This is a genomic window from Methylobacterium sp. WSM2598 (genome assembly GCF_000379105.1).
GTDB lineage: Bacteria > Pseudomonadota > Alphaproteobacteria > Rhizobiales > Beijerinckiaceae > Methylobacterium.
On the sequence record NZ_KB900609.1, the window covers coordinates 3,715,854 to 3,741,238 of the forward strand.

General features: G+C 71.2%; 24 protein-coding genes. 12 read left to right on the forward strand and 12 right to left on the reverse strand.

The window, feature by feature from the left end; genetic code table 11:
- Window positions 1–24: 24 nt before the first annotated feature.
- The 7 genes from MET2598_RS0117715 (at window position 25) to glpK (ending at window position 6,259) form a co-directional block, all read left to right on the forward strand.
- Window positions 25–984, forward strand: coding sequence for a carbohydrate ABC transporter permease (locus MET2598_RS0117715; protein ID WP_012331846.1), 960 nt, complete (start codon window positions 25–27; stop codon window positions 982–984).
- Window positions 984–1,781: a carbohydrate ABC transporter permease gene (locus MET2598_RS0117720; protein WP_018261769.1), complete on the forward strand. Its 798-nt coding sequence runs from the start codon at window positions 984–986 to the stop codon at window positions 1,779–1,781. Before MET2598_RS0117715 ends, MET2598_RS0117720 begins: the two co-directional genes overlap by 1 nt.
- 11 nt (window positions 1,782–1,792) lie before the next feature.
- A complete protein-coding gene (locus tag MET2598_RS0117725; RefSeq protein ID WP_012331844.1) occupies window positions 1,793–2,074 on the forward strand; it encodes a DUF2160 domain-containing protein in 282 nt (93 codons plus the stop codon).
- 115 nt (window positions 2,075–2,189) lie between these two features.
- On the forward strand, window positions 2,190–3,956 hold the full coding sequence (locus MET2598_RS0117730; protein ID WP_012331843.1) for an ABC transporter substrate-binding protein: 1,767 nt from the start codon (window positions 2,190–2,192) through the stop codon (window positions 3,954–3,956).
- Window positions 3,957–4,040: 84 nt separating this feature from the next.
- Window positions 4,041–4,295 (forward strand): type II toxin-antitoxin system Phd/YefM family antitoxin, encoded by a 255-nt coding sequence (locus MET2598_RS0117735; RefSeq protein ID WP_018261770.1) that lies wholly within the window; start codon window positions 4,041–4,043, stop codon window positions 4,293–4,295.
- A 40-nt stretch (window positions 4,296–4,335) separates the two neighbouring features.
- Window positions 4,336–4,725: a type II toxin-antitoxin system VapC family toxin gene (locus MET2598_RS39355; RefSeq protein ID WP_084673864.1), complete on the forward strand. Its 390-nt coding sequence runs from the start codon at window positions 4,336–4,338 to the stop codon at window positions 4,723–4,725.
- Between the two features lie 10 nt (window positions 4,726–4,735).
- Complete coding sequence (gene glpK, locus MET2598_RS0117745) at window positions 4,736–6,259, forward strand: glycerol kinase GlpK (protein ID WP_012331840.1); 1,524 nt, start codon at window positions 4,736–4,738, stop codon at window positions 6,257–6,259.
- 40 nt (window positions 6,260–6,299) lie between these two features.
- On the opposite strand, the gene MET2598_RS0117750 is transcribed toward glpK, so the two are convergent.
- The 7 genes from MET2598_RS0117750 to MET2598_RS0117780 all read right to left on the reverse strand — a co-directional run bounded on the left by MET2598_RS0117750 (window position 6,300) and on the right by MET2598_RS0117780 (window position 12,629).
- Entirely contained in the window at window positions 6,300–7,229 is a 930-nt protein-coding gene (locus MET2598_RS0117750) for a pirin family protein (protein ID WP_018261772.1), read from the reverse strand.
- 284 nt (window positions 7,230–7,513) lie between these two features.
- Complete coding sequence (locus MET2598_RS0117755; RefSeq protein WP_012331838.1) at window positions 7,514–7,810, reverse strand: YciI family protein; 297 nt, start codon at window positions 7,808–7,810, stop codon at window positions 7,514–7,516.
- 120 nt (window positions 7,811–7,930) lie between these two features.
- On the reverse strand, window positions 7,931–8,803 hold the full coding sequence (locus MET2598_RS0117760) for an NAD(P)-dependent oxidoreductase (protein WP_018261774.1): 873 nt from the start codon (window positions 8,801–8,803) through the stop codon (window positions 7,931–7,933).
- Window positions 8,804–8,817: 14 nt separating this feature from the next.
- Complete coding sequence (locus MET2598_RS0117765; RefSeq protein WP_018261775.1) at window positions 8,818–10,101, reverse strand: MFS transporter; 1,284 nt, start codon at window positions 10,099–10,101, stop codon at window positions 8,818–8,820.
- Window positions 10,102–10,179: 78 nt separating this feature from the next.
- On the reverse strand, window positions 10,180–11,055 hold the full coding sequence (locus tag MET2598_RS0117770) for an intradiol ring-cleavage dioxygenase (protein ID WP_018261776.1): 876 nt from the start codon (window positions 11,053–11,055) through the stop codon (window positions 10,180–10,182).
- Between the two features lie 196 nt (window positions 11,056–11,251).
- Window positions 11,252–12,319 carry a maleylacetate reductase gene (locus MET2598_RS0117775; protein WP_018261777.1) on the reverse strand — a complete coding sequence of 356 codons (1,068 nt, stop codon included), beginning with the start codon at window positions 12,317–12,319 and terminating at the stop codon, window positions 11,252–11,254.
- Between the two features lie 4 nt (window positions 12,320–12,323).
- Window positions 12,324–12,629, reverse strand: a complete 306-nt coding sequence (locus MET2598_RS0117780) for a Dabb family protein (RefSeq protein ID WP_012331834.1) — start codon at window positions 12,627–12,629, stop codon at window positions 12,324–12,326.
- Window positions 12,630–12,805: 176 nt separating this feature from the next.
- On the opposite strand from MET2598_RS0117780, the gene MET2598_RS0117785 reads away from it, so the two are divergent.
- Window positions 12,806–13,729, forward strand: coding sequence for a LysR family transcriptional regulator (locus MET2598_RS0117785; protein ID WP_012331833.1), 924 nt, complete (start codon window positions 12,806–12,808; stop codon window positions 13,727–13,729).
- Window positions 13,730–13,902: 173 nt separating this feature from the next.
- Window positions 13,903–15,333 carry a pyridoxal phosphate-dependent decarboxylase family protein gene (locus MET2598_RS0117790; protein ID WP_018261778.1) on the forward strand — a complete coding sequence of 477 codons (1,431 nt, stop codon included), beginning with the start codon at window positions 13,903–13,905 and terminating at the stop codon, window positions 15,331–15,333.
- Between the two features lie 657 nt (window positions 15,334–15,990).
- Here the strand turns inward: MET2598_RS0117790 and MET2598_RS0117800 are convergent.
- Together MET2598_RS0117800 and MET2598_RS0117805 are read right to left on the reverse strand one after the other, a co-directional pair.
- Window positions 15,991–16,458: a hypothetical protein gene (locus MET2598_RS0117800; protein ID WP_036270424.1), complete on the reverse strand. Its 468-nt coding sequence runs from the start codon at window positions 16,456–16,458 to the stop codon at window positions 15,991–15,993.
- A 383-nt stretch (window positions 16,459–16,841) separates the two neighbouring features.
- Window positions 16,842–18,776 carry a PHA/PHB synthase family protein gene (locus tag MET2598_RS0117805; protein WP_018261779.1) on the reverse strand — a complete coding sequence of 645 codons (1,935 nt, stop codon included), beginning with the start codon at window positions 18,774–18,776 and terminating at the stop codon, window positions 16,842–16,844.
- Between the two features lie 431 nt (window positions 18,777–19,207).
- Here MET2598_RS0117805 and MET2598_RS0117810 point away from each other — a divergent pair, with 431 nt between their 5' ends.
- Window positions 19,208–19,756, forward strand: coding sequence for a hypothetical protein (locus MET2598_RS0117810; protein WP_236728740.1), 549 nt, complete (start codon window positions 19,208–19,210; stop codon window positions 19,754–19,756).
- 110 nt (window positions 19,757–19,866) lie between these two features.
- On the opposite strand, the gene MET2598_RS0117815 is transcribed toward MET2598_RS0117810, so the two are convergent.
- Both MET2598_RS0117815 and MET2598_RS0117820 read right to left on the reverse strand, forming a co-directional pair.
- The gene (locus tag MET2598_RS0117815; protein ID WP_012331827.1) at window positions 19,867–20,193 is read right to left on the reverse strand and encodes a hypothetical protein; all 327 of its coding nucleotides are present in this window, start codon (window positions 20,191–20,193) and stop codon (window positions 19,867–19,869) included.
- A gap of 116 nt (window positions 20,194–20,309) precedes the next feature.
- Window positions 20,310–22,715, reverse strand: coding sequence for a M10 family metallopeptidase C-terminal domain-containing protein (locus tag MET2598_RS0117820; RefSeq protein WP_236728741.1), 2,406 nt, complete (start codon window positions 22,713–22,715; stop codon window positions 20,310–20,312).
- Between the two features lie 108 nt (window positions 22,716–22,823).
- Here MET2598_RS0117820 and MET2598_RS42195 point away from each other — a divergent pair, with 108 nt between their 5' ends.
- Window positions 22,824–23,114, forward strand: coding sequence for a hypothetical protein (locus MET2598_RS42195; RefSeq protein WP_198293083.1), 291 nt, complete (start codon window positions 22,824–22,826; stop codon window positions 23,112–23,114).
- An 806-nt stretch (window positions 23,115–23,920) separates the two neighbouring features.
- On the opposite strand, the gene MET2598_RS0117825 is transcribed toward MET2598_RS42195, so the two are convergent.
- Window positions 23,921–24,178, reverse strand: a complete 258-nt coding sequence (locus MET2598_RS0117825; protein WP_012331825.1) for a hypothetical protein — start codon at window positions 24,176–24,178, stop codon at window positions 23,921–23,923.
- Window positions 24,179–24,918: 740 nt separating this feature from the next.
- On the opposite strand from MET2598_RS0117825, the gene MET2598_RS0117835 reads away from it, so the two are divergent.
- A complete protein-coding gene (locus MET2598_RS0117835) occupies window positions 24,919–25,212 on the forward strand; it encodes a hypothetical protein (RefSeq protein ID WP_018261782.1) in 294 nt (97 codons plus the stop codon).
- Window positions 25,213–25,385 lie beyond the last annotated feature (173 nt).

The window sequence follows — 25,385 nt, forward strand, 5'->3', positions numbered from 1 at the left end:
CGGACGGCCGGGAGGGCCCCGCCCATGACCAAGACCGTCAACCAGAAGGCCTGGCTCCTCGTCCTGCCGGTCGTCCTCGTCGTCGCCTTCTCGGCGGTGCTGCCGTTGATCACCGTGGTGAACTACTCGGTCCAGGACACGTTCGGGAACAACCAGTTCTTCTGGAACGGGCTCGGCTGGTTCCAGGAGCTGCTCGACCCCTCGACCCAGTTCGGCGAGCGCTTCTTCGACGCGCTCTGGCGCAACCTGCTGTTCTCCGCCCTGGTGCTGCTGACCGAGGTGCCGCTCGGGATCGCGGTGGCGCTGGCCATGCCGCGGGAGGGCCGCGCCGTCGGCTTCTGCCTCGTGGTGATGGCGCTGCCGCTGCTGATCCCGTGGAACGTGGTCGGCACCATCTGGCAGGTCTTCGCGCGCGGCGATATCGGGCTCCTCGGCGCCGCCCTGACCCGGCTCGGCCTCGACTACAACTTCGTCGGCGACCCGCTGGCGGCCTGGGCCACCATCCTGGTCATGGATGTCTGGCACTGGACGAGCCTGGTGGCGCTCCTCTGCTACGCCGGCCTGAAGTCGATCCCGGACGCCTACTACCAGGCCGCCCGCATCGACGGGGCCTCGCGCCTCGCCGTGTTCCGCACCATCCAGCTGCCCAAGATGCGCCGCGTCCTGCTGATCGCCGTGCTGCTGCGCTTCATGGATTCCTTCATGATCTACACCGAGCCCTTCGTGCTCACCGGCGGCGGCCCCGGCAACGCCACCACCTTCCTGTCGATCGACCTCGTGAAGCTGGCGCTCGGGCAGTTCGACCTCGGCCGCGCCGCCGCGATGTCGCTCGTCTACAACCTCATCATCCTCAGCGTGTGCTGGGTCTTCTACACGGTGATGACCCAGGCCGGGACCGGCGCCGGGGCGGGCGCGGAGGACGAGCCGGCGGCCGCGACGATCCCGCCCGCCGCCCGCCTCGACCTCGACCGGAGGGCGGCCTGATGCGCGCGCGCACCCTCGTCATGGCGCTCTACCTCGTCTTCCTGATGCTGCCGATCTACTGGCTCGTCAACATGAGCCTGAAGGCCAACACCGAGATCACCGGGGCCATGACGCTCTGGCCGCGCGAGATCACGTTCGACAACTACCGCAAGATCTTCACCGACCCGAGCTGGTACGGCGGCTACCTCAACTCGCTGTCCTACGTGGCGATCAACACGGTGCTGTCGATCGGGCTGGCGCTGCCGGCGGCCTACGCCTTCTCGCGCTACAGCTTCCTCGGCGACAAGCACCTGTTCTTCTGGCTGCTCTCGAACCGGATGGCGCCGCCCGCGGTCTTCGCGCTGCCGTTCTTCAACCTGTACTCGGCGGTGGGCCTGTTCGATACGCCGTGGTCCGTGGCGCTCGCCCATTGCCTGTTCAATGTCCCCCTCGCGGTCTGGATCCTCGAAGGCTTCATGTCCGGCGTGCCGCGGGAGATCGACGAGACGGCGGCGATCGACGGCTACGCCTTCCCGCGCTTCTTCGTGCGGATCTTCATGCCGCTGATCGCCTCGGGCATCGGGGTGGCGGCGTTCTTCTGCTTCATGTTCTCCTGGGTCGAGCTGCTGCTCGCGCGCACGCTCACCTCGGTGGACGCCAAGCCGATCGCCGCCACCATGACCCGCACGGTCTCGGCGGCGGGCATGGATTGGGGGCTGCTGGCGGCGGCGGGCGTGCTCACCATCGTTCCGGGCGCGCTCGTGATCTGGTTCGTGCGCAACTACATCGCCAAGGGCTTCGCCCTCGGGCGGGTGTGAGGGGGACAGCGATGCCCGATCTCGCCTGGATGGCCTGGACCTGGGAGACCGCCGCCTTCTTCGCGGCGATCCTGTCCCTGCTCCTGGTCATGACGGTGCTGGCGATCCTGCGGCCCGAGACGCCACGGGTCGGGATCCTGCGCATCCCGACCACCCGGGGCGACCGGCTGTTCCTGACGCTCCTCGGCGCCGCCTTCATCCACCTCGCCTGGCTCGGCCTCGTCGGTCCGAGCCTCGAATGGGCGCTCGGCCTCTCGCTCCTGTACGGCGCGGCGCTGTTCCGCTTCGCCTGAGGCCGCGCGCCGCCCACCCCACCGACGACCCGAGACCGCCGGGGCAACAACCTTGAGGCCGAGACTTCAAGGCAGAGACTTCAAGGCAGAGACTTCAAGGGAGGAGAAGAAAGCCATGACACGCCACAGCCGCGCCCTGCTCCACGGTGCGAGCGCGCTCGCGCTCGGCGCCGCCCTCGCGCTCGGCCCCGCCGCCCCCGCGCGGGCCGGCATGGAGGAGGCCAGGCGCTGGGTCGAGACCGAGTTCCAGCCCTCGACCCTGTCCAAGGACGAGCAGCTCAAGGAGATGCAGTGGTTCGTCGACGCGGCGAAGCCCTTCGTCGGCCAGGAGATCAACGTCGTCTCCGAGACCCTCACCACGCACGAGTACGAGGCCAAGACCCTGGCCAAGGCCTTCACGGAGATCACCGGGATCAGGATCCGCCACGACGTCATCCAGGAGGGCGACGTCGTCGAGAAGATCCAGACGCAGATGCAGTCGGGCAAGAACATCTACGACGGCTGGATCAACGATTCCGACTTCATCGGCACCCATGCCCGCTACAACCAGACCGTCAACCTGACCGACTGGATGGCCGGCGCGGGCCGGGACGTCACCCTGCCGAGCCTCGACGTCGAGGATTTCATCGGCAAGTCGTTCGGCACCTGGACCGATGGCAAGCTGTTCCAGCTGCCCGACCAGCAATTCGCCAACCTGTACTGGTTCCGTTACGACTGGTTCCAGCGCCCCGACCTCAAGGAGAAGTTCAAGGCCAAGTACGGCTACGAACTCGGCGTGCCGGTGAACTGGTCGGCCTACGAGGACATCGCGGAATTCTTCACCAACGACGTGAAGGAGATCGATGGCCAGCGGGTCTACGGCCATATGGATTACGGCAAGAAGGACCCGTCGCTGGGCTGGCGGTTCACCGACGCGTGGCTCTCGATGGCCGGCAACGGCGACAAGGGCATCCCGAACGGCAAGCCGGTGGACGAGTGGGGCATCCGCCTCGACGGCTGCCGGCCGGTCGGCTCCTCGGTCGAGCGCGGCGGGGACACCAACGCCCCGGCCTCCGTCTACGCCGTGACCAAGTACGTCGAGTGGCTGAAGAAGTACGCGCCGCCGCAGGCCGCCGGCATGACCTTCTCGGAATCCGGGCCGGTGCCGGCGCAGGGCAACGTCGCCCAGCAGATCTTCTGGTACACCGCCTTCACGGCCGACATGGTCAAGCCCGGCCTGCCGGTGGTGAACCCGGACGGCTCGCCGAAATGGCGCGTCGCGCCCTCGCCGCACGGCGCCTACTGGAAGGAGGGCATGAAGCTCGGTTACCAGGATGCCGGCTCGGTCACGCTGCTCAACTCCACCCCGGTCGAGCGCCGCAAGGCCGCCTGGCTGTACCTCCAGTTCATCAACTCGAAATCGGTGAGCCTGAAGAAGAGCCACGTCGGCCTCACCTTCACGCGCGAGAGCGACATCTGGGACAAGTCCTTCACCGAGCGGGCGCCGAGGCTCGGCGGGCTGATCGAGTTCTACCGCTCGCCGGCCCGGGTGCAGTGGACGCCGACCGGCGTCAACGTGCCGGACTACCCGAAGCTGGCGCAGCTCTGGTGGCAGAACATCGGCGACGCCTCCTCGGGCGCCAAGACCCCGCAGGCGGCCATGGACGCGCTCGCGGCCGCCCAGGACGACGTGATGGCCCGGCTCGAACGCTCCAAGGTCCAGGGCGAGTGCGGGCCGAAGCTCAACCCCAAATCCTCGGCCGAGGAATGGTACAAGAGGGCCGAGACGAGCGGCACCATCGCGCCCCAGCGCAAGCTCTCCACCGAGAAGCCGAAGGGCGAGACGGTGGATTACGACACGCTGATCAAGAGCTGGCCGGCCTCGCCGCCGCGCCGCAGCTGACCGGGCGGGGCCGGGCGCGCCCGGCCCCTCGCTTCCCCGGCACCGACCGCCCCGGTAGGATCGGGCGGAACCAGGGAGACCCCCATGGCAACCTACACGGCCAAGGAAGCCGCCGCGCGCCTGCCCGAACTCCTGGACCGGGCGGCGGAGGGCGAGGAGGTGGTGATCACGCGGCCGGACGGCGAGCCCGTCCGCCTCGTGGCCGAGGATCAGGAGTTGGTCGCGCCGGGACCGGTCACCGAAGCCGAGATCGCGTGGTTGCGCGCGAACAGGGTGACGCTCGCGGAGCAGGTCGGCTTCACCGCCCGCGTCCGCGAAATGCGGGACGAAGACCCTTGAGCCGCGTCTACCTGGACCCAACCTCCTCCTTCCCCTATTCGTGGCGGAGGCGGAGAGTCTGCGCATTGAAGCGTGGCTCCGTGGCCCCGCGATCACGCCGGTCATCTCGGACCTCGTCGTCCTCGAATTCTCGGCGACGATGTCCAGGCTTGTTCGGGAGAGGCGTGCGTCGGCGGACGAGGCACGGACGGTCGTGGAGCTGTTCGGTCGCTGGCGCAAGGCCCGGGGCCGCCCCCTCGTCGTCACGCGCCGAGCCTTCGCGGTCGCCCGCGGCTTCGTCGAGCAGGCCTCCCTCGGCCTGCGCGGGCCCGACGCGCTCCACCTCGCCCTCGTCGAGGCGACCGGCCTGCCCCTCGCCACCTTCGACGTCCGGATGCGCGCGGCCGCCCTCGCCCTCGGCCTCGCGGTGACCGAGCCCCCTCCCCTCTGAGCCCCGAGCCATGGCGTCGCCCCCGCACTCTCCCCTCATCCTGGCCATCGACCAGGGCACCACCTCGACGCGGGCCCTGCTCTTCCGCGCCGACACGTCGGTGGCGGCCCTCGCCCAGGCCGAGTTCCCGCAGCACTTCCCGGCCTCGGGCTGGGTCGAGCACGAGCCGGACGACCTCTGGCGCACCACCCTCGCCACCTGCCGGGCCGCCCTGGAGCGGGCGGGGGCGCGGGCGGGCGACGTCGCGGCGATCGGCATCACCAACCAGCGCGAGACGACCCTGGTCTGGGACCGCCGCACCGGCGAGGCGGTGCACCGGGCGATCGTCTGGCAGGACCGGCGCACCGCCGGGCTCTGCGCCCGCCTCAGGGCGCAGGGCCACGAGCCCCTGGTCGCCGCGCGGACCGGCCTCATCCTCGATCCCTACTTCTCGGGCACCAAGATCGCCTGGATCCTCGACAACGTGCCGGGCGCGCGGGCCCGCGCGGAAGCGGGCGACCTCGCCTTCGGCACGGTCGACAGCTACCTGCTGTGGCGGCTCACCGGCGGGCGGCTCCACGTCACGGACGCCACCAACGCGGCGCGCACGCTCCTCTTCGACATCCACCGCGGCACCTGGGACGACGACCTCCTCGGCCTCCTCGGCATCCCCCGCGCCATGCTGCCGGAGGTGCGCGATTCCTCGGGCGATTTCGGCGCCACGGACCCGGACCTGTTCGGCGCCGCGATCCCGATCCGCGGCGTCGCCGGCGACCAGCAGGCCGCGACCGTGGGCCAGGCCTGCTTCCGGCCCGGCATGGTGAAGTCGACCTACGGCACCGGCTGCTTCGCGCTCCTCAACACCGGCGCGCAGCCGGTCGCGTCGGGCAACAAGCTCCTCACCACCATCGCCTACCAGCTCGACGGCCGGCGCACCTACGCCCTCGAAGGCTCGATCTTCGTGGCCGGGGCGGCGGTGCAGTGGCTGCGCGACGGGCTCAAGGTCGTGGGCTCGGCGGCCGAGACCGGGGACCTCGCCGAGCGGGCCGATCCGGCCCAGGACGTGTACCTCGTGCCGGCCTTCGTGGGACTCGGCGCGCCCTACTGGGAGCCGGACGTGCGCGGCGCCCTCTACGGCCTCACCCGCAACACCGGCCCGGCGGAACTCGCCCGCGCCGCCCTGGAGAGCGTCTGCTACCAGACCGCGGACCTGCTCGCGGCGATGCGGGCGGACTGGCCGGACGGGGACGGGCGCGCCACCGTGCTGCGGGTCGACGGCGGCATGGTCGCCTCGGACTGGACCATGCAGCGCCTCGCCGACCTCCTCGCCGCCCCGGTCGACCGGCCGGAGGTGAAGGAGACGACGGCGCTCGGCGCCGCCTACCTCGCCGGCCTCGCCTGCGGGCTCTACCCGGACCCGGAGCATTTCGCCGACCATTGGCGCCTGGAGCGCCGCTTCGCGCCGGCCATGGACGCGCCCGTGCGCGCGCGCAAGCTCGCCGGCTGGCGCAAGGCGGTGGGCTGCCTGCTCGGGCGGACCGAGCCGGTGCCGTGACGGCCCTGGAGGCGCGCCTCCAGGGCGCCGGGGCGCGCCTTCAGGGCGCGCGGGGCGCCTCGGGCAGGGGGATGAACTCGGTCTCGCCCGGCACGCTGTCGAAGCGGGCGGCGCGCCAATCGGCCTTGGCCTGCTCGATCCGCTCGGGCCGCGAGGAGACGAAGTTCCACCAGATGTGGCGCGGGCCGTCCATCGGCTCGCCGCCGAGCAGCATGAGGCGCGCGGCGGTGCTCGCCCGCACGGTGATGCGGTCCCCCGGCCGGAAGACCAGGAGCTGGCCCGGCCCGAACCCGTCGCCCGCGACCGCGATCGACCCGGACACCGTGTAGATCGCCCGCTCCTCGAAGGTCGGGTCGAGGGGCAGGCTCGCGCCCGGCTCCAGCTGCACGTCCGCGTAGACGAGGGGACTCGACGTGCGCACGGGCGAGCGGGCGCCGAGCGCCTCGCCGGCGATCACCCGCACGGTCTTGCCCTCGCCGGTGAGCACCGGCAGGTCGGCCGCGTCGTAATGCTCGAAGGCGGGGGCCGCCTCCTCGTCCCGGGCGGAGAGCGCCACCCAGCTCTGGATGCCGAAGAGCCGCGAGCCGGCGGCGCGCAGGTCCGGCGCCGTGCGCTCCGAGTGGGTGATGCCGCGCCCCGCCGTCATCCAGTTGAGCTCGCCCGGCCGGATCGGCAGGGCGGTGCCGAGGGAGTCGCGGTGCATGATCTCGCCGTCGAACAGGTAGGTGACGGTGGACAGGCCGATATGCGGGTGGGGCCGCACGTCCATGCCGGCGCCGAGCAGGAACTCGGCCGGGCCCATCTGGTCGAAGAAGATGAAGGGGCCGACCATCTGGCGCCGGGCCGAGGGCAGCGCCCGGCGCACCTCGAAGGAGCCGATGTCGCGGGCGCGCGGCACGATCAGGGTCTCGATCGCGTCGCAGGAGAAGCGGTCGCCCGGGACCGGATCCTCAGCGGAATGGAAGCTCATCGGCGCTCTCCTCGCTCGTGTCGTTGCCTCTGTGCGGGATCGGCGTCCCGCGTTGCAAGCGCCGCGGGCCGCGCCGCGGCCCGCGCTCCCCGGAGGCGCGGGTCGACCGGACGGCCTCGGGGGTCGCGCCGCCCGCGGAGACGGGGCGCGCGCGTCGGCGTCGAAGCGGCATCGCGACGGCAAGGGCGCACCCGACGCACATCCCGGCGAAGGCCGGCACGTCGCGGCAGAGCGAGCCGATGGTCCTGCTCCGCGGCCTGGTCGGGACCCGAGTCCCGCCGGCGTCAGGCCGGCAGGGCCGCCTGGCGCAGGCGGAAGCCCGTGATCGTCACCCGCTCCCAGATCCCCGCCTCCCTGAACGGGTCGGCGGCGTGGAAGGCCTCCACGGCGGCGCGGTCGGGCGCCTCGACCACGAACAGGCTGCCGATCATCGTCTCGCCGTCCTCCGCCAGGAGGGGTCCGGACACCACGATGCGCACCGGCAGCGTCCCGCCGAGATAGGTCTTGTGGGCCTCGTAATGGGCGAGGCGCCGCTCCAGGGCGCCCGCGTGGTCGAGGGCGTGGATCGCGTAGTGGGGCATGGTCGTCTCCCGGAGGGTCATACGACATCCGGCGGATTGCGTCGCCATGCGGATGTCGGCATCTCACGCGCCGCGCGGGCTTCTCATCCGCGGTCCGGACGTGATCGTCCGGAGCGCGGATCAGTCGGGCTCGCCGAGGCCGGCGCCGCGCTCGGCGGCGAGCAGGGCGGCGAAGAAGTCGAGGTCCCGCAGGTCGGTCCCGGCCTGGGCCGCGTAGAGGTCGCGCACCAGGGCCGCCACCGGCATGGCGACGCCCACCGCTTCCCCGGCCGCCACGCCGAGGCTCATGTCCTTGAGCATCTGGGCGATCGAGAAGGCGGGCGAGAAGTCGCGCCGCCGCAGCGGGTCGAGCTTGTAGGCGACGAGCGGCGAGGCCGCGACCGAGCTGCCGAGCACCGCCAGGACCGTGTCCCAGGCGACCCCGCCCCGGCGCGCGAGCGTCAGCGCCTCGGCGGCGACCTGCGCGGTCGAGCCGACGAAGTGGTTGATGGCGAGCTTGAGGAAGCGCGCCTCCTCGCCGGGACCGACCGCGTGGATGGTCCGGGCGAATGTCGCGAGGAGGGGCCGGGCCCGCTCCAGGGCGGTCTCCGGCCCGGAGCAGAACAGGGTGAGGGCGGCGGCCTCGGCCGTCGCGGTCGAGCCCGAGACCGGCGCGGCGAGGTAGAGGATCCCTCCCGCCTCGGCGGCCTCGCGCAATGCCGCGCTCGTCTCCGGCGAGACGGTGCTGGTCTCGACCAGGACCCCGTCCGGGGCCATCCGGGCGAGGAGCCCCTCGGGCCCGAGGGCGACGGCCGCGAGGGCCGCGTCGTCGGGCAGGCTCGTGACGACGACGCCGCAGGCGGCGACGCCGGGCAGGTCCGCGGCCTCGGCGCCCGGGACCGCGGCGAGCCGGCCGGGATCCCGGTCGAAAGCCAGGACGGCGTGTCCCGCCGCCACGAGGTGGCGCGCCATGGGCGCGCCGAGTTTGCCGAGGCCGATCCAGCCGATCCGCATGGGTGAGGCTCCGATCAGGCGGTGAGGGCCTTGCCCTTGGTCTCGGGCAGGAGGAAGGCCGCGACCGCCATGGTGGCGTAGGCGGCGGCCGCGAACAGGCCGATCGCCTGCCCGAGCGGCATCGAGGCCGAGAGCAGCCCGACCAGGGTCGGGAAGATCGCGCCGATCGCCCGGCCGAAATTGTAGGCGAAGCCCTGGCCGACGCCGCGCACCCGCGTCGGGAACTGCTCGGTGAAGAAGGCGCCCATGGCGCTGAACACGCCCGAGGCGAAGAAGCCGAGGGGGAAGCCCAGCACCAGCATGGCGGCATTGCCGAAGGGCACCATCGTGTAGGTCGTCACGATGACCCCCGCCCCGATGGCGAAGACCAGGAAGGTGGCGCGCCGGCCGATCCGGTCGGCGAGGTAGGCCCCCGACAGGTAGCCGCAGAAGGAGCCGACGATCAGCACCGCGAGGTAGCCGCCGGAATTCAGCACCGACAGGCCCCGCTCGGTGCGCAGGAAGGTCGGCAGCCAGGTCGTGACCGCGAAGTAGCCGCCCTGGGCCCCGGTGCCCATCAGGGCGCCCAGGACCGTGATGCGCAGGAGCGGCGGCCGGAAGATCTCGAAGAAGGACGGCTTGTCGCCGGTCTCGGCGATCTTCGCCTGCGATTCCCGGTAGACGTCCGGCTCCTCGACGTAGCGGCGCAGCACGAAGACGAGGAGCGCCGGGGCGATGCCGACGAAGAACAGGGCGCGCCACGCCGTCTCGGGCGGCATCAGCGAGAAGAACAGGGTGTAGAGCAGCGCAGCCGCGCCCCAGCCGAGCGCCCAGCCCGACTGCATGGTGCCCAGCGCCTTGCCGCGATGCTCGGGCCGGATCGTCTCGCCGAGCAGCACCGCGCCCGCCGCCCACTCGCCGCCGAAGCCGAGGCCCATCAGCGCGCGGGCCGCGAAGAGCTGCTCGAAGCTCTGCGCGAGGCCCGACAGGAAGGTGAAGCCGGCGAACCACAGGATGGCGATCTGCAGGGTGCGCACCCGCCCCCAGCGATCCGCCAGGAAGCCCGCGAGCCAGCCGCCGATGGCGGAGGTCAGCAGGGCGGCGGTGCCGAGCGCCCCGGCCTCGGCCCGGGTCACGCCCCAGGTGGCGATCAGCGTCGGGATGACGAAGCTGTAGAGCTGGACGTCCATGGCGTCGAGCGCCCAGCCGCCCACGCAGGCGCCGAGCGCCCGCTTCTCCTTGGTCCCGAGTTCGGAGATCCAGGTGCCCCGGCCCGCGGCCGGGACGGCGCCGACGGCGCCGGTCGTTGCCTCGCTCATGGTGGTGACCTCCCGTGGTGCTTGCCGTGATGCTTGCCGTGATGCTTGCGTGGTGCGGGTGCCCCGTGGACCGGGGTCTCAGTCCCGCGTGCGGACCGGTTTGAGCCCGAAATCGTAGGCGAGGTGCCGGAACGGCCGCTCCATGCGCCGCCCGTCCGGGGCGGGGCCGGCCGGGTGCGCGGCGAATTCGGCGATCAGGGAATTCTTGACCCCGAAGACGGCGTCGGAGTCGAGCCAGGGGCTGTCGGCCGCGAAGACGTGGGTGATCAGCGTCTCGTGGCCCTCGGCCGCGATCATGAAGTGGACGTGGGCCGGCCGGTTCGGGTGACGGGCCGCGGCCTTCAGCATGTCGCCGACCGGCCCGTCATCCGGGATCGGGTACCAGGCCGGCATGATGGTCCAGAAGTGGAACCGCCCCTCCGCGTCGGTGCGGAAGCGGGCGCGGCCGGCGAGCCCGCCGAGCGCGTCGAGCTGCTGCACGTCGTAGGCGCCGTCCTCGTCCGCGTGCCAGACATCGACCGTGGCCCCGGCGAGCATGCCTCCTCCCGCCGAGGCGACCGAGCCGGTGACGAGGAGGGGCGTGCCCTCGAGCGGCCCGGCGATGTCGGCGCCGTTGGGGAGTTCGGGGGCCTCCTTCACGTAGAAGGGGCCGAGCACCGTCGTCTCGGTGGCGCCCTCCGGCATCCGGTGGTTGATCGCGTCCACCAGCATCGAGACGCCGAGCGTGTCGGACAGCAGGATGAATTCCTGCCGGTGCGCGTCGCACATCTGGCCGGTGCGGGTCAGGAAGGCGATCGCCTGCTGCCACTCCGCGAAGCTGAGGTCGACGTCGCGCACGAAGTCGTGCAGGTGCCGCACGAGGCTGGTCATCACCTGCCTCAGGCGCGGATCGGGCGTGTCGGCGAAGCGGTCGATCACCGCCCGGGTGATGGTGAACTCGTCGAAGTCGCGCATCGGCCTGTCCCTCGTCTCGGTTCTCCGGCGGCGCCGCGCCTGACCGGCCCCCGCGGCGCCTCGCCATCGCGGGGCCGCGCCCGCGCCGCGTCCGGTCCGCGATGCCAAGCGGAACGGCGCGGGGCAATTCTGCCTGGACGCCTCGTTCTCGCATCATGTTCGCCGCCGGACCGGTGACCCCTTCGGCGAAGGATGCTCAGGCGGCGCCCGCGGGCCTGCGACCGTGATAGGCGTCCTCGAGGAGGCGCCGGATCGGGGCGCGCTCCACCGGCCGCGGATTCCAGGAGGAGCCCGCCGCCGCGAGATCGGCGGCACGGTCGAGTCCCTCCGCCGGCATGCCGAGAGCCGCGAGCCCGGTCGGCCCCCCGAGCGAGGCCGCGAGGTCGAACAGGCCCCGCGCCGCCTCCGGCGCATCGAGGGCCCGGGCGACCCGCGCCATCGCGTCGGGTGCCGCCGCCGCGTTGTAGGCGACGGCGTGGGGGAGCACGACCGTGTGGGTCTCGGCATGGGGCAGGTCGAAGGAGCCGCCGAGCACGTGGCAGAGCTTGTGGTGCAGCGCCATGCCGACCGCGCCGAGGCAGGTGCCGGCGAGCCACGCCCCGTAGAGCGCGTCCGCGCGGGCGGCGCGGTCCCCCGGATCGCGCAGGATCGCCGGCAGGGCCCCGGCGAGCGCCCGGATCGCCTCCTCGGCCATGAGCGAGACGATCGGGTTGCGGTCCCGCGCGTAGAGCGCCTCGACCGCGTGGGCGATCGCGTTCATGCCCGAGGTCGCGCTGAGCCCGACCGGAAGCCCGAGGGTGAGATCGACGTCGTAGATCACGGTCTCGGGCAGGATCCGGTCCGAGCGCTGCGTCGTCTTCACGCCGTCGCGGGTCTCGCCGAGGATCGGCGTCATCTCGGAGCCCGCGTAGGTCGTCGGCACGATGATCTGGTCGAGGTCGGTGCGCAGCGCGATCGCCTTGGCGAGGCCGGTCGTCGAGCCGCCGCCGAGCGCCACCACGCAATCCGCGTCGAGCCTCCGCAGCTCGGCCAGCGCCGCCTCGGTCACGGCGACCGGCGTGTGCATCGCGGCCGCGGCGATCACGCCCGCGGCCCGGGCCCCGAGCCGGGCGGCGAGCGCCTCGGCCCGGGCGCGCTGGCGGGGAGTTGCGACCACCACCGCCCGGGAGCGGCCGAGCCGCTCGATCTCCCCCGGCAGCTCCGCCAGGGTCCCGTGGCCGAAGACCACGCGGGTCGGGATGCCGCCGAACCGGAACGGGTCCATGGGCTCACCCTCCCACCGCGTAGTCGACTTGGTGGCGGCTGATCCGCAGGCCCTGCAGCTCGGCCCGCACCCGGCCGTGCTCGGGATGGTCGCGGTAGAGGTCGAGGGCCGCCTGCGTGTCGAACTCGCTGTAGAGGACGACGTCGCAGGCTTCCGCGACGCGGCTCCGATCGACCCCGACCTCCAGGTGCCGGAGGCCGGGGATGCGGCCCCGCAGCCCCTCGAAGGCCGCGCGGATCCGCTGGGCATTGCCGGCCTGCTCGGCCGCGGAGGTTCCGGCGACCCGCCACATGACGATGTGCTTGATCATCGCGCTCCTCCCCGAGCCGGCGGTCCCGGCACGCCTTCCTTCGCGAGCCGGTGGTCCCGGCACGCCTTCCTTCGCGAGCCGGTGGTCCCGGCACGCCTTGCCGGCATGTTTAAGTTTTTCGGAAACGCGCGATAAGATGGGCCGAACGTGAATCAGTTTTGCGCCAGGCGAGAAACGTGGACCGGCTCGGCCAGCTCGAACTCCTCGTGGCGATCGCCGAAGCCGGGACGATCAGCGGCGCCGCGCAGGCGCGCGGCCTCTCGGTCGCGGCGGCGAGCCGGACGCTCGCGGCGCTGGAGGAGCGGCTCGGCGTGCTGCTGGTGCGGCGCAACACCCGCACCCTCTCGCTCACCGACGAGGGCGGGAAGTTCCTGGCCCGCGCCCGCGGCATCCTCGCGGACGTCGCCGACAGCGAGGCCGAGGTCACCGGGGCGGCGCTCGATCCGAGCGGGCTCCTGCGGGTCAGCGCCTCGCTCTCCTTCGGGCTGCTGCACATCGCGCCGCTCCTGCCCGCCTACCACGCCCGCTACCCGAACGTGCGCGTGCACGTCGAAATCTCCAACCGCTACGTGGACCTGATCGATGCCGGGATCGACGTCGCCATCCGCACCCGCGAGTTCGAGCCGGACCGGGCCATCACGATCCGCCGCCTCGCCGAGACCCGCCGCATCCTGACGGGGGCGCCGTCCTACCTCGCCCGGGCGGGCTGTCCGGCCCACCCGCGCGACCTCGCGCGCCACGCCCTGCTGATCTACGTCTACGCCAACAATCCGAACGAGCTGACCTTCACCCGCGGCGAGGAGACCGTGCGGGTGCCGGCCCACGGCCTGCTCGAATCGAACGACGGCCAGATCCTGCGCGCCGCCGCCCTCAACGGGCTCGGCCTCCTGGTCCAGCCCACCTACATCGTGCACGACGACGTCGCGGCGGGACGCCTCGTGCCCGTGCTCGATGCCTGGGACCTGCCGCGCCTGCGGATCAACTTCGCCTATCCGACGCGCAAGCACCTCTCGGCCAAGGTGCGCTCCTTCATCGCGTTCATGACCGCGCATTTCGAGGCGCACGACTTCTCCCGCAAGTGGACCGGCCGGGCGGGATAGAGCCTTGTCCGACGACGGGGATGCCGGTTCGTCGAAGACAATTCGGACGCTGCTGTCGACCGGCGGGCCCCGGCCGCCTGCCCTTCACCGCCCCGCGAAATGCCGTACAAGCCCCTCCTCGCGGGAGGAGCGCCCTGCCGCTGTAACGAGTATTTTCTCATCTGGAGGGCCGCATGGACGAGCAGGATCTCCGCGCCTGGATGCACCGGGCCGCGGATTGGTCGGCGGCGTATCTGGCGGGCGTGGGCGAGCGTCCGGTGCGCGCCCAGGTCGCGCCGGGCGAGGTCTTCCGGCAGATCCCGGCCGCGCCGCCCGAGGCGGGCGAGCCGATGGAGGCGATCTTCGCCGATCTCGACCGCGTCATCCTGCCGGGCATGACGCATTGGCAGCACCCGCGCTTCTTCGCCTATTTCCCGGCCAATGCCAGCCCGCCCTCGCTGGTGGCGGAGGTCGTCACCGCCGCGATGGCGGCGCAGTGCATGCTCTGGCAAACCTCGCCGGCCGCCACCGAGCTGGAGAGCCGCGTCACCGACTGGCTGCGGGACATGATCGGCCTGCCCGGCGAGTTCTCCGGGGTGATCCAGGATTCCGCCTCGGGCGCGACGCTCGCGGCCCTGCTCACCGCCCGCGAGCGGGCGCTCGGCTTCGCGGGCAACCGGGAGGGCCTGAGCGGCCAGCGCGCGGTGCGGGTCTACGCCTCGGCGCAGGTGCATTCCTCCGTCGACAAGGCGGTGCGGATCGCCGGGATCGGCGACGGCAACCTCGTGCGCATCCCGGTGCGCGGCCCGCTCCACGGCATGGACCCGGCGGCGCTCGAGGCGGCGGTCGCGGCGGACCGGGAGGCGGGCCATCTCCCGGCCGCCGTGGTGGCCTGCCTCGGCGGGACCAGCATCGGGGCTTGCGACCCGATCGACGCCGTGGCGGAGGTGGCGCGGCGCCACGGCCTGTTCCTGCACGTCGACGCCGCCTGGGCCGGCAGCGCGATGATCTGCCCCGAATTCCGCGACCTGATGCGGGGCGCCGCGCTGGCCGACAGCCTCGTCTTCAACCCGCACAAGTGGCTGTTCACGCATTTCGACTGTTCGGCGCATTTCGTGAAGGACCCGCGGATGCTCACCGACACGCTCGGCCTGCGCCCACCCTTCCTGCGCACCCTCGAGCGCGAGGGCGTGGTCGATTACAGCGAGTGGTCGGTCCCGCTCGGTCGGCGCTTCCGCGCCCTGAAGCTGTGGTTCGTGATCCGCTCCTACGGGGTGGAGGCCCTGCGGGAGATGATCCGCTGCCACGTCGCCTTCGCGCGGGACCTCGCGGCGCGCATCGCGGCGCATCCGGAATTCGAACTCGTGACCGGGCCGATCCTGTCGCTCCTCACCTTCCGGTACGCGCCCGCGGGGGCGCAGGACCTCGACGCGCTGAACGAGCGGCTGGTGGCGCGCATCAACGACGACGGGCGCACCTACCTGACCCAGACCCGGCACGACGGGCACTTCGTGATCCGCTTCCAGATCGGTCAGACCACGACCACGTGGCGGGACGTCGAGATCGCCTGGGAGGCGGTGCAGGAGATCGCCGCGACGCTGCGGAGCGGGGCGGGCGCCGGCTAGGCAATCCCATGATCCCCGCCGGGACCAGGGCGGCGATGCGCCCCTCCCCGACCGCGAGGTCGAGGCGCGCGGTGCCGTCCGGGTCGCGCGCGGCCCCCGCGGGAACGCCGTCCGTCAGGAAGGCGGCCGGGATGCGGGCATCGCCGAGGCGGTACGCCCGGGCCTCGGGCAGGGCGGGCGTCATTGGGGGAATTCTCGCGGGGAATTCTCGGGCTGCGAACGCTCGGCCGGGGAACGCTCGGGCGGCGCCCTCGCGGACGATGAGCGCCGATCCGGCCCGCCGCGAGACGGCCGGCCCGCCGGGCCGGCCTCATCCGCCCGAAGGCGGCGGCCGGGGCGTCGCCGGAGCGGGCCCCCGGCGGCCGAGGATGCGCCCGCCGGCCCGAGGGCCCGGATCCGGACCGGACGCCGTCGCGTCGCGAACGCCTCGCGACCGTCAGTAGGGCTTCGGCTTGGCGACGCCGAGCGCGCTCAGCACGGCCAGGGCCAGCCAGGGCCCGATGAAGACGAGGAAGAACACCAAACCCATGACGCACCTCCCTTGGTCCGGAGCAGACCAGTGGAGTCAATCGCGCCGGTCCGGCTTTGGTTGCACGAGGCCGGTCGCGGTCCGCGCGGCGCCGGGGCGCGACCCGCCCCGATCAGGGCCTTCCCGCGTCAGCAGCCCTCGTCGCTGCCCCCGCCCGCTTGGCCGGCTTGACCGGCCGGCAATTCGTTGGCTCCCACGTTGTTCATGGCGCCGACCGTCTTCGGCGAACTCGGCTGCTGGCCGCCCGCGGTGTTGCGCGTCGAGCGGTCGGCATCCGAACTCCGGTCGTTCGCGGCCGTCTCGCCCCGGCCCTGCTGCGCCATCGTGGGCTTGCCCTGGGCCTGGAGCGTGACGTCGGCCGGGGAAGTCGCCCGGTCGCTCGCCACGTTGTTCATCGCCCCCACGGTCTTGGCCGAGCTGGGCTGCTGGCCGTCCGCGAGGTTCTTGGTGGAATGATCCGCGCTCGAACTCGCCGGATTGCCCGCCTGCTGCCCGCTGCGCCCGGTCGTACCCGTCGTGCACGGTCCGGCCAGCGCGGCGGCCGCCGAGAGGGTTAGGATGGCAACAGTGCTCACCAGCGTTGAAGCCGCTCGCATGGGCTCCTCCTCATTCTGGGTCGGTGCGAACACCAAACATGAAAAACATCTCCCAGAACTGGGTATGGTTCCCGTGCTGGAAAGGCAGGAGATACACGGAGAATGAAGGAATAGACGGCAATTGTTCTGAGCGCGATCGATCGAATGCGAGCCGCATCGGCGACATCACCGCCTCACATCATGTAACGCCGCGCCGCGCGAGGTGCCGTGAACCGTTCGGGCGGGCGCGCGTTGGCCCGGGCCCCGCGGCAGGGCGCGGTGGGGCAGGGCGCGGTGGCGCCGGCGCGGGACCGGCGAGCCGCGCGGCCGGCTTCTCCCTATTCCACGCCCTCGACGCCTGAGGGGCGGGCCGAGGCGCCCTCGGCCGCCCGCCGCCCCGGCGCTCAGGTCTGCAGCACGTAGGTGCCCGGCGCGTCGTGCAGGGGTGGGTTCTGCGCGCTCCCGATCTGCGGGGGCGCCGCCAGGGCGCCGGAGCGCTCCGCCAGCCACGCCGACCAGTCCGGCCACCAGCTCCCGGCATGCGCCTCGGCCGCCTTCAGCCACGCCTCCGGGGAGGCGGCGGGCTGCCCTGCCGGCCCCGTCCGGTACTGGCCCTTGCCGCCCGGCGGGTTGATGATGCCGGCCACGTGGCCGCTCGACGCCAGGACGTAGCGCACGGCCCCGCCGAACAGCTGGGTGATGCGCCAGGCCGAGTCCCAGGGCACGATGTGGTCGCGCTCGCAGCCCACCGCGTAGGTGTCCTGCCGGATCCGCCCGAGGTCGACGGCCTCGCCCTTGAGCTGGATCTTGCCCGGCACGATCAGGTTGTTCTCGACGTAGGTGTTGCGCAGGTACCAGCTGTGCGCCGCACGCGTCATTCGAGTGCTGTCGCTGTTCCAGTAGAGCAGGTCGAAAGCCGGCGGCCTGTTACCGAGAAGATAGTTGTTGACGACGTTCGACCAGATCAGATCGTTCGAGCGCAGCAGGTTGAACATGTTGCTCATGGCGCGGCTGTCGAGGTAGCCGCGCTCCATCATCTGCTGCTCGACGAGGTCGATGGTCGGCTCGTCCATGAAGACCGCGGTGTCGCCGATCCGCGAGAAATCCTGGGGCGAGACCATGAAGCTCGCCGAGGCGAAGCGCTGATCGCCCTTGGCGGCGAGGATTGCCAGGGTGAGCGTGAGCAGCACCCCGCCGATGCAGTAGCCCATCGCGTTCACGCGCTCGCTGCCGGTGATCTCGCGGATCACCTCGCTCGCCGCCATCGGCCCCAGATCGATGTAGTCCTCGATCCCGATCGCATCCATCGACGCGTCGGGGTTGCGCCAGGAGATCAGGAACACCGTGAAGCCCTGGGACACCAGGTACCGCACCATGCTGTTCTTCGGCTGCATGTCGAGGATGTAGTATTTGTTGATCCAGGGCGGCACGATGAGGAGCGGGATCTCGCGGACCTGCTCGGTGGCCGGCGCGTACTGGATCAGTTCCATGAGCGCGTTGCGGTGGACGACCTTGCCGGGCGTGAGGGCGAGGTTGCGGCCCGGGGCGAAGGCGTCGGCGTCGACCATGCTGAGGCGCCCGGCCGCGATGTCCTCCGCGAGGTGGCGGGCCCCGTCGACGAGGCTCGCGCCTCCGGTTTCCAGGGCCTTGCGCAGGGCGACGGGGTTCGACATCAGCACCAGCGCCGGGCTCATCGCGTCGACGAACTGGCGCAGGTGGAAGGTCAGGCGGTGCCGCTCGGCCGGATCGAGGTCGTCGATGTCGCCCCGCTCCAGGAGCCAGTCGGAGGCGAGGAGGTAGAGTTCCTTGAGCGCGAGGTAGGCCGGGTTCATCCGCCATTCCGGGGCGGAGAACCGCTTGTCGGTCCGCCCGCCCGGCCGGCTCTGCTCCGGAGCGAGGCCGAACAGGCCGAGCCAGGTCCGCCCGGCCTCTTCCCAGCTGGTCAGGAGCGACTGCCACACGCCCTGGCCGAGATCCATCAGCGACGCGGCGGCCTCGGGCTTGTTCATGGCGCGCAGCCAGACCGTGCGCAGGGCCCAGGCGATGCCGCCCCAGTCGATCGGCACCACGTCGCGCAGCGGGTTGGCGTTCCAGATCTGATCGATCGAGCGCAGCAGCGGGTCCTGGGCGAGGCGCTGGGCGAGTTCGCCCTCCGACAGGAGGACGGACGGGAACGGCGCCGCCCAGGCCTGCGCCTGGACCGCCTGCGGCGCCGCCGAGACCTGCTCCATCCATCCCGCCCACAGGCCGAGCATCTGGTCGGGGCTGTGCAGGGGCGAGGTGCTGCGCGCGTGATCGGGGGCCGGCGGCGCCCCCGTGCCGGTGACTCGGTCGACCATGGCGTATCCTCCGATGTCGTGTTGCTTCATTGTAGGCGCGCGACGTCTCTCGGTCACACCCTCCCGTTCCCCGGGCCCGTCGTCCGGCCCCGGCCGGGAGGCTCCCTCCGTCGCAACGCCGGCGCGGCGGGCCGGGGACAACCGCGCAGGTGGGGCGATCGTTGCCGCGCGCGGGACGCTTCCGCCGGTTGTCGAGGCGCCGGAAGGGGGCGCCCCCTCGCGCCGAAACGATGCCGGCCCCTCCCCCGGCCGCGGCCGGGCCGCGCGTTCGGCCGCGGCCGGAGCCCTGGGGAGCGTCCCGGCCCAAAGCTTCTCGAGACCGGCGCGAAGCCGGGATGCGGGCCTGCCCGCACCGCGCCGCGCCTTTAAGAGTCTGATGGCACTTTCCCGATAGGGTTCGGCCCGAAGGGAAACCTGCGATGCGCCCGCCGATGCAGATGTCCGATCTCGCGGTCTCGGCGCCGGTAGTGTACTCGGACCTCTTTCTGTCGCAGCCCGGCCTCGATGGACCGCATTATCGGGCGCGACGCGGCCTGATCGCGTCCTGGAAATTCTTCGACAAGGACGGAAACACCTCTCGAATGTACCTCGAAGGCGGCCATGTCGCTGTCTACGTGCTCTGGATCAACTACAGGTCGGTCACGAGCTCTGTCGCCCTCCAGAACATCTCGCTCGCCTCGGAGCCGAGTCGGGCTTCGGCCGGGCCGGACCCGTCCGCGGAGGCGCCGCAGCGGACCGAGCGGCTGATCTCGAAGGCGATGACGGCGCACCCGATCTCGCGGGAGACGGCCGCGTTCGTCGTCGGCGCCATCCTGCACGAGATGAGCGTCGGACCTCCCTCAGGCTCCTCGGGACCGCCGCGGCGCCGGGCTTGGTCGCAATCCGAGCGCGGGCTCTCCCTCGGGACGGTCGGCCGAAAGCGCGGCGCGGCACCGGGGCGCGAGGCGGGCGCGCGCGTCCCGCCGGCCCGTCGCTCCTGAGCGCCCGGCCGTCCCGGCGACCGTGACCGCGCTGCGGCGGCCCGCCGGGACGGCGCGGCCCGCCCGTGGGGCCGCGCGACGGGCCCGTTCGCCGGTTCGGCGAGCGGCGCTCAGTGCTTCTTGCCGTCCGCCGGGGCCACGCCCTGATCCGCCGCGCGGCCGGCGACCGGCGCCGCGGAGGTGGTGGGGGCCGGGGGCGTCGCGGCCGTGGTCGAGCCGGTCGTGGTCGCGTCCCGGGCCTTCTGTTCGGCGGGGCTCGCCGTCGACGGGCCGGTGACCGGGTCCGCCCCGGTCTCCTTCTTCGAGAGGGTTGTGGCGGTGTTCGTCGCGGTCGTGCCCGCCGCCCCCGTCTCGGCCCTCTCCTTCTTCTCGTCGTAGCACCCGCCGAGGGCCAGGATCCCAACCAGCGGCAGTGCCAAAACCTTGGCGTTTCCCATGCGGCGCTCCTGATGCGGGTTGGGGCAACGTCGTCCCTCGGAGCGGTTCCGCGCCCGGGCCGGACCCGGGCGCGGCTCCTGCGGCCGATCTGCGCCGGCCAGGTTCGCCGATGACCTCAGACGAAGTTGTGCGGGTCGCTCTGGATCGACCAGCTGCCGTCCGGCTGCACCGGCGTGCCGTTCGACGTCAGCAGGCCCGTCGAGGCGATCTGGCTGCCGTTCATGATCCACTCGGACAGCGTGTTCCCCGTCGACCGCCACAGGAGATCCGACTTCCCGTCGCCGTTGTAGTCCCCGACCTGCTGGATGCTCCACGACGCGTCCGGCCGGATCGCGCCGCCCTGGTAGGTCAGCGCGCTGCTCGACCCCACCTGCGACCCGTCCATCTTCCACAGCGCCAGCGTGCTGTCGCTGCCCCGCCACAGGATGTCCGCCTCGTGGTCCCCGTCGAAGTCGCCCACCCCCGCCACGGACCACGACAGGTCGGGCGCGATCGCGGTGCCCTGGTAGGTCAGCGCGCTGCTCGACACGATCTGCGAGCCGTTCATCAGCCACTCGACCAGCTGCCCGGTCGAGGTGTTGCGCATCAGCAGGTCCGAGTAGGGATCGCCGTCGAAGTTCCCGATCCCCGCCACCGTCCAATACGGGTCGAGCTGGACGGCCGTACCCTGCGAGGTGATGGTCTGGCTGGCGGTGATCTGCGTGCCGTTGAGCTGCCACTCGGTGAGGAAGCCGGCGCTGTTCCTCCAAAGCATGTCGGTCTTGCCGTCGTCGTTGAAGTCGCCGAAGCCGGCGATCGACCACGAAGCGTCGGGGGCGACCGCGACGCCCTGGAAGGTGAAGGGGCTGCTGGCCTGGACCTGGGCGCCGTTCATGGTCCAGTTGACGAGGCCGCCGGCATTGCTGCGCCAGATCAGGCTGGCGCGCCCGGTGCCGAAATCGTCGGCGGTGCCGGCCAGGGTCCAGGAGGCGTCGGGTGCGACGGGGGTGCCGTTGGAGGTGAGGGCCTGGGAGGCGGTGATCTGGGCGCCGGAGACGTCCCAGGACACGAGCTGCCCGGCGGAGCTGCGCCAGACGATGTTGCTGAGCCCGTCGTTGTTGAGGTCGTCCTGGTCGATGCGGGTGACGGTGAGGTCGACGCCGGCGGAGGGGTCGGCGGACTTGACGAGGCGCCCGGCCAGGGGGGCCGTCAGGTTCATGCTGTAGGAGGTGGCCCCGTTGCCGTAGGCCAGGACGGTGCCGGTGTGGCGGTAGGTGAAGGTGGACGACGCGCCGTCGGTGAGGATGATCTTGTCGCCCTGGGCGAAGTCGGTGATCGTGTCCAGCGACAGGCCGAACATCGTCGACTTGAAGGTGTCGTTCCCGCCGTTGCCCGTCATGGTGGTGACGTAGCTCGGGTTCGGCAGGAAGGTGTCGCTGCCGGTCGTGCCGATCGCCTTGGTGAGGATGGTGCTCGGCCCGATGCCGATGTTGTTGATCATGCCGTTGGCACTGGTGAAGGTGCCGGGGGTGAGGCTGATGGTGGCGCCGTTCGACCAGCCGGAGAGGTCGAGAGTGTTGCTCGCTCCCGTCGCGAACAGGGTGACGACGGGATGCTGGTTGACGGTAAAGTTGAAGTACTGGTTGATGAGCCCCGGCACGGTGCTGTTGAAGCCGAAGGTGACGTTGTTGAGCGTGCTCGTCGTCGGCGCCCCGTAGATCTGCTGGGCCGCCAGGATGTCGAGGAACATCGGCGTCGTCGGCTCGCGATAATAGTAGAGCCCATTGGTCGGGCTGGTGCCCCAGGACGTTCCCGTGACGGGATACTGGTTATAGTACTTGGCCGACGTGTCGAACGGATCGATGTAGGACATCAGCGTCCAGAGCCGGGTGTCGTAGGCGCTGAACTGCTGGGTGGCCGAGTTGACGTTACCGTTGTAGGCGCCGCCGTGGCCGAGGCCGATCAGGTGTCCGAGTTCGTGGACGAGGGTCTGGTAGGGGTAGCCGCCGTAGGTGTCGAACGAGCCGCCGATCGGGCCGAAGCCGGCCACGCTGGTGTCGATCGAGATGATGGCGCCGGTCGGGTTGTTGATCGTCGTGCTGCCGATCGCCGAGGCGACGATGCCGTTGTTCTCGTAGGCGCTGCCGTCGCTGCCGCGGATGAAGGTGAAGCTCGCGGTCGCGGCGCTGGCGGCCTGCGCGAACTGGATGTTGGCGACGGCCGACCACAGGCCCATGCCGGAGATCAGGGCGTTCCGCTCCGTCGTGGTCCAGTTCGAGTTGGTGTCGAACCAGTAGGTCACGGTGCCGCCGGCGCTGCCGATCGCCGTCGAGCCGAACTTGTGGGCCTTCGACGTGGTGGCGTAGGTCGCCGGGTTGTTGCTGTTCCAGGTCCAGAAGCTCGTGCCCACGACCTTCTTGGTCGCGTCGACGCCGGAGATGAAGCTGACCTCGCCGTCGTAGGCGTTCGCGAAGATCGGGTCGTAGGCGGCGGCGCCGTCCTTGAGGCCGGTCCCCGTCGGGTCGAGGAGAGCCGCGATCACCGGATCGCGCGAACCGCCCGACGAACCCGGCCCGGCCGCGCCCCCGACCCATGCCGGCGCCTCGGCGATCGGCCCGGTCGGGAGCAGGGCTGGCGCGGAGGTCCCGCCATGATCGGGAGGCGTGCTCGCCGTGAGGAGGGCCGCCACGTCGTCGAAAGCGACCGGGATCGTCCGCGGCATTCCATCATCGGCGCCGTCCGCCTGGATCACGGTTTCCCCAAAGAACGTCGCAATTCCAACGTCATCCCCATTAATCTTGATGTCATCATGATCATGCCCACTGGCAGCTGGAGCAGCTGCGTCGGCATCACTCAAGATAAAATCGTCCAACGCAGACAAACCACTGTCAGAAATATTTATAACCGAGCCGACAATATTGTCACGATCATCTACATCTGACGGATTTGACCTTGAAGAATAAATCGCCCAAGACATGCTGTTGGACATGTCATTCATAATATCGCTATCTGAATTATTAGAATTGAACTGCAACTTCTTATTCATCGTGGCCTCCACTGTCAGCCAGGTTGTATTTTTACCCAAATCGGCGTAAAAGTCAAGCCAAGAGCCGCGTTAGATCAATAATGCTCAAGAACATATCTCTTTGCACAATCTGGCCCGCCGCAATTACGTCTTTTCCACGAATCCCTGCATCTGCGCACAGAGTCACCACATCACACTCTATCTTGCCGAACAAGCGCTCCTATAAGCTCCCTGCACATAAGGGCACTCATCATCTTGACGGCCTTGGGAACCGGGCTTCCATTAGGGCGCGCGCCATCTGTCCCGCCGCCTATTTCAAAATGGTTACCTGTTGCAGATCCGAATTGCCCCAGTCCGCCGACGTCGAGAGAAACCATCGCGCCGGGTCCGACACCGCGATGTGCGTAGTCGCACAACGGGCGCCACAGTGCATCGTCCGCACCGGGAAGCTATCCAGCACCCGATGCGGCGAGAATCCTGGCGGATTGCTGGCTCAGAGCTCCGGGCAGGTCCGAATCGTGAGATCTCGACGGGAGGCCGGGCGCGGGACCGCGGCCTTCGGCCGGGCGCGTCGGCGGCCCGGCGCGGACGGCCGGGCCCGCCTCCGGACGCCGCGCGGCCTGCTCGCGGTTCCCGGGCGCCGGGCGTGCCCCGACGCGGAAGGGCCGCCCGCGCCGGACGCGCGAACGGTCACCGGCACGCCGCCGGCGGCGTGCCCGCCGTCACGTGTTCAGATCATCCGTCCCGATCGTGATCTCGCGGAGCTTGTGGTCCTCATCGTACTTGAGGCCCGCGAGGAACTGGATTGCGGGACGATAGAGCGGGAGGAAGTCGTCCGGCCTGTCGCCGAATCCGGCGTCCTGGACCGCGCCGGACGTGACATTGACCAGAACGAGGTCGCCCGCGGAGGTGCGGAACGGAATCTGCCACCCGACGGTGCCGAAGGCCGTGGCGGGCTCGTCGTGGTCATAGAGCGGCATGATGGCGGTCCCGGCGGCATCGTCGTCAAGGCCGGATCGCGGCTCAATGCGCCGTCGCGTGCCATTCCGACCCGAAGCGGGCGGACACGGCCCGCGCGGCGCGGCGGCGTCCCGCCGCCGCCCCGGACCGCAGACCGAGATAGGCGGCTGCCGCCGCGGCACACAGGCTCCCCCCGACAGGCGCAGCCATGACCGCCGTCAACACCCCCTCGTGCCAGAACAAAGCCGCGGTGAGGGGACCGCCGACGACAGCCGCTGCAACAAGCGCAAGCATAGATTACCTGCCACATCCGTTTCGCTGATCCAACGAAAACCTTAGATATCGGTTCCATGCGGTGTCTGCTGGAGAGGCGCCGCAGGATCGCGCTCATCTCACCTCGGAACGCTGCGCAACTCTTGTCGGTGGTGGGGGCCGTTCGCCGAAAACGGGTCTCGCGCGGCCGAGGCCGCGTGGTCCGTCGTGACCTGACCCGGCGCGGGCAGCGGATCCGCCGCCTTGGGAGGGCCCGGCCGGGTCGGCGATCACGCGCCCGTCCTGCCCGGAAGGCCCCTGCCCGGCAGAGGCGGCCGGACGATCGCCGCGCGACCGGCCGGAGGCGCCGGCGGAGCGCCCGCCGCTCCCGGACCGCGGCCGGGTGCGTGACCGGATCCAAAGTCGCCACCTCGCGTTAGCCCGCACGTGTTCCGACCTCTCGGCCGGGACGTGCCGTCATCAGGGACGGACAGAGGAGTTCGATCGCGTGCGGATTGCCATCATCACAGCCGCTTTCCTCGCCGGGATCGGCGCGGCGACCCTTTCCGAGCCCGCCGCTGCCCTGCCGGTCAGCCCCGACCAGGCGCTCGCGGTGCCCAACGGCATCGTCAGCGAAGCGCGCGTGCGCCGTCACCACCATCACGTGCGGCACCACCGCCACCACCGCAGGGGCATGATGCGCGGCGGAGGGCGCTTCAACAACGTCACCCGCGGTGCACCGGCGGGTTACAGCCGCGGCAATGCCGCCACCGGGAGCACGGCCGCGCCGAGCGGCAGGTAGCGTCCGCGGCGCGTGGGCGACCCGGCTCGGCGCGCCGTGACGTTCGATCCGGGTCACGCGCCGTCGGGGAGGATGCGGGACGCGCCGGCCGTCCCGGCGGCGGAGCCTGGAAGCCGTGCGCCCCGCGCTCCCGCGCGCGTTCCCCGGCCGCGCTCTCAGCTTGGCACGCCGCC

Bases quoted from the DNA above. Each gene is read 5' to 3' on its own strand.
- MET2598_RS0117715 (WP_012331846.1), top strand. From the start codon at position 25: ATGACCAAGACCGTCAACCAGAAGGCCTGGCTCCTCGTCCTGCCGGTC.
- MET2598_RS0117720 (WP_018261769.1), top strand. From the start codon at position 984: ATGCGCGCGCGCACCCTCGTCATGGCGCTCTACCTCGTCTTCCTGATG.
- MET2598_RS0117725 (WP_012331844.1), top strand. From the start codon at position 1,793: ATGCCCGATCTCGCCTGGATGGCCTGGACCTGGGAGACCGCCGCCTTC.
- MET2598_RS0117730 (WP_012331843.1), top strand. From the start codon at position 2,190: ATGACACGCCACAGCCGCGCCCTGCTCCACGGTGCGAGCGCGCTCGCG.
- MET2598_RS0117735 (WP_018261770.1), top strand. From the start codon at position 4,041: ATGGCAACCTACACGGCCAAGGAAGCCGCCGCGCGCCTGCCCGAACTC.
- glpK (WP_012331840.1), top strand. From the start codon at position 4,736: ATGGCGTCGCCCCCGCACTCTCCCCTCATCCTGGCCATCGACCAGGGC.
- MET2598_RS0117750 (WP_018261772.1), bottom strand. From the start codon at position 7,229: ATGAGCTTCCATTCCGCTGAGGATCCGGTCCCGGGCGACCGCTTCTCC.
- MET2598_RS0117755 (WP_012331838.1), bottom strand. From the start codon at position 7,810: ATGCCCCACTACGCGATCCACGCCCTCGACCACGCGGGCGCCCTGGAG.
- MET2598_RS0117760 (WP_018261774.1), bottom strand. From the start codon at position 8,803: ATGCGGATCGGCTGGATCGGCCTCGGCAAACTCGGCGCGCCCATGGCG.
- MET2598_RS0117765 (WP_018261775.1), bottom strand. From the start codon at position 10,101: ATGAGCGAGGCAACGACCGGCGCCGTCGGCGCCGTCCCGGCCGCGGGC.
- MET2598_RS0117770 (WP_018261776.1), bottom strand. From the start codon at position 11,055: ATGCGCGACTTCGACGAGTTCACCATCACCCGGGCGGTGATCGACCGC.
- MET2598_RS0117775 (WP_018261777.1), bottom strand. From the start codon at position 12,319: ATGGACCCGTTCCGGTTCGGCGGCATCCCGACCCGCGTGGTCTTCGGC.
- MET2598_RS0117780 (WP_012331834.1), bottom strand. From the start codon at position 12,629: ATGATCAAGCACATCGTCATGTGGCGGGTCGCCGGAACCTCCGCGGCC.
- MET2598_RS0117790 (WP_018261778.1), top strand. From the start codon at position 13,903: ATGGACGAGCAGGATCTCCGCGCCTGGATGCACCGGGCCGCGGATTGG.
- MET2598_RS0117800 (WP_036270424.1), bottom strand. From the start codon at position 16,458: ATGCGAGCGGCTTCAACGCTGGTGAGCACTGTTGCCATCCTAACCCTC.
- MET2598_RS0117805 (WP_018261779.1), bottom strand. From the start codon at position 18,776: ATGGTCGACCGAGTCACCGGCACGGGGGCGCCGCCGGCCCCCGATCAC.
- MET2598_RS0117810 (WP_236728740.1), top strand. From the start codon at position 19,208: ATGCAGATGTCCGATCTCGCGGTCTCGGCGCCGGTAGTGTACTCGGAC.
- MET2598_RS0117815 (WP_012331827.1), bottom strand. From the start codon at position 20,193: ATGGGAAACGCCAAGGTTTTGGCACTGCCGCTGGTTGGGATCCTGGCC.
- MET2598_RS42195 (WP_198293083.1), top strand. From the start codon at position 22,824: ATGATCGGGAGGCGTGCTCGCCGTGAGGAGGGCCGCCACGTCGTCGAA.
- MET2598_RS0117825 (WP_012331825.1), bottom strand. From the start codon at position 24,178: ATGCCGCTCTATGACCACGACGAGCCCGCCACGGCCTTCGGCACCGTC.